This is a genomic window from Caenimonas sp. SL110, from assembly GCF_001044395.1.
Taxonomy (GTDB): domain Bacteria; phylum Pseudomonadota; class Gammaproteobacteria; order Burkholderiales; family Burkholderiaceae_C; genus Ramlibacter.
The window spans coordinates 1-2,404 of the sequence record NZ_JANU01000048.1 but is presented as its reverse complement, the minus strand read 5'-3'; the positions used below and the strand labels follow the sequence as shown (position 1 = coordinate 2,404).

Here is a 2,404-nt window from a genome sequence, read left to right as displayed (position 1 = left end):
GCCAGGCCGTTGAGGATGTCGTCGCCAGCGCCGCCGTAGAGGCGATCGCCCAGCCGATTGGTGCTGCCATTGACCTGATTGTTCGAGTCGTTTCCAAAAGCAATCAACTGCGTAGGCGTTACGGCACCTGGCCGGCTGTCCGCAATGAGCGTCCGGAGCGGGGATTGAGTTTCGCCAGGATTCGGCGTACCGCCGTAGTAGCTGTACTGATAGGCTCGATCACTTGGGACGCTTGGATCTAGTACAACACCGGTGGTTGCATTGCGCTGGCTCTGCAGAATGATCGAGTCCAGCAACCGGCTTCGGTCCGCAATCCAGTTGTCGGTGTAGGTCTCAGACCCGGTTGCCCGATCAGCGGGTGCCATGCCCCGATCAGTTCGCCAGTCCGAATAGGTTGAACCCCAGACCGCCTCCAAGACTCCGTCCAATGTGGAATCCGTGCCTGTCAATACCACTGGACTTAGCGTGATCAGCGTCGCGAGGGCGCTAAAGTCATTGCGGGCCTTTGCATGTAGCCCGTTGCTAACGTCGATGCGAACCTTGCCAATTACAGGTTCAAATGCAGCCTGCATGGCCTGAAGGTTGGCGTAAAAGGACAATCGGGTGCCAGCGCTGCCGCTCGCGTCACCTACCGCTGTGAACAGAACTTCCTTGCCTTGGAGCACTCGTCGCAATCCATCCAGTACTCCCTCAAGGTCTGCGGTGACCTCCATGCTGCCAGCTTCGAAAGCCGCATTTGCTCTCGCCAAGTTCATCGTCGGATCGATGATCGACATGGCGTTGGCCAACGCGAGCGAATCGGTCAGCTTGTACATGAAGTGATTGGGGATGCCAGTACCTTCTTCATTGAACAAGTCAGCGCGCTGACCTTGCTGGCTAAACCAGAAGCTGTTGGTAGTGACGTTCAGACCGTGACCGGCAAAATAATTGGTTTGTTGAGACTGGCTTGGGAAGCCGGGTAAGCCGAGGTTGGGGCCGATGAGATTTTGCAGTTCGGCGAAGACGCTCTCGCTCCCCGGCGCGAAGCCGGCACTGTTGAATGTAGTGGTGTGGAGGACATGGGATTGAGTGCCGAACAGACGCGTGAACGCTGTAGCAAGATAACCGCCCAAGCTATGACCGCTGACCTCTACGCCGATGGCGAGGTCGGCGGTGGAAATCAAGTTACCACCAGCGACGCTGTAAGTTGAGAACGACCACTCGCTGGTGACGGGATCCTGCGCATAACGGTACTGAGTCGCCGAGCTAGTTGATGGTGTCGTGATTTCAAGCCACCAGTTGATCATGTCGATGACTTGTAGGCCGGCGTTACCGGATAACGCCAGTTGTGCGTCAGTGAGAAAGTCCTGTCCTTGCTGCGTACCACGCATGCTGACGTAGATATTCCCAGCGGGATTGGGCGTCCCGTCAGCATTGTTGGCCCGCCAGACGGTAGCGTCAAAGCTGCTGGCTAAGGGCTTGGTCTGAGTGACAACGGTGAAGTTCTTGGCGATGTACGCAGCCAAGTTTGGAGTCATCCGGGGGGCAAGATCGCTTGCCAAATCTGCTCCGGTGCTGCCCTGTGCCAAGCCACCAACATAGGAGGCGTCTGACAGTAGTGCATTTAAGAATGCATTAGTGTTGATGTTCATAGGTCATTTGCTCAGTTCGAAATAGGTCGCGGCAGCTCGGTGATGCCGTGCTTTGCAAGCCACACGTTCAGATTCGACAACTCCGGTGGCGCACACGTGGATCCAAAAGTCAATGGGCTGTTCGATTCGGACAATTGCAAAAGTCGTACTAACCAACCCCCCGTAGCGGTGACGGTGGCGTAGTGATAAACGAGCCGGCCGGTCTCGATTTCTACATATTGCTTCCGGTAGACGACGGAGTCGAGCAAGCCTATTGACGTATTGGTCCGCACACCTGAATCGAACCAAACCCTCTGACGGTCAGTTTTTGGGCTATCCAAAACAAGAACTGCCTGTTCTTCGCAAAGCGTGTCAAAGAATGGCTTTGCGGTTAGCTCATCGAGCAATGGCAGCGGAAGCAGGAGTCCAAATACCGCCATCGCCAGAGCGACCCTCGATGGCCGATGCTTCAGCCGGCTGGTCAGTGCAACAGCGGCCGCTATGGTGATCGCGAACCACAACGTAGCGAGCAGCAAGAGGAAGAGTCCGGTCATAGCGCGATCCTTGCGGAAGAGAGTGAGTCGTTTCGACGCGATTGAGTGAGTACCAGGTTCGCCAGGTACGAACCTGAACCGGCTTCGATAAAGTCGCGCCCCGCGCCGCCTTGAATCCAGTCGTCGCCGTTCTGGGTGGCCGTGATCCGGTCGTTCCCCGCGTAACCGAAGATCAGGTCATCGGCGCTGGTGCCTTCGAGGTAGTCGCTGCCAGCCAGGCCGTTGAGGATGTCGTCGCCA

At 56.7% G+C, this 2,404-nt stretch carries 1 protein-coding gene and 1 pseudogene; both read right to left on the bottom strand.

Features of this window, described 5'->3' with window-relative positions:
- Nucleotides 1-1,642: 1,642 nt before the first annotated feature.
- On the bottom strand, nucleotides 1,643-2,164 hold the full coding sequence (locus AQ12_RS19155) for a hypothetical protein (protein WP_048441571.1): 522 nt from the start codon (nucleotides 2,162-2,164) through the stop codon (nucleotides 1,643-1,645).
- Nucleotides 2,161-2,404 (bottom strand): annotated as a pseudogene (locus tag AQ12_RS19150) (hypothetical protein); the annotation flags it as partial. The pseudogene AQ12_RS19150 and the gene AQ12_RS19155, both read right to left, overlap by 4 nt.

Coding starts and splice junctions, on each gene's coding strand:
- AQ12_RS19155 (WP_048441571.1), bottom strand. CDS start 2,164: ATGACCGGACTCTTCCTCTTGCTGCTCGCTACGTTGTGGTTCGCGATC.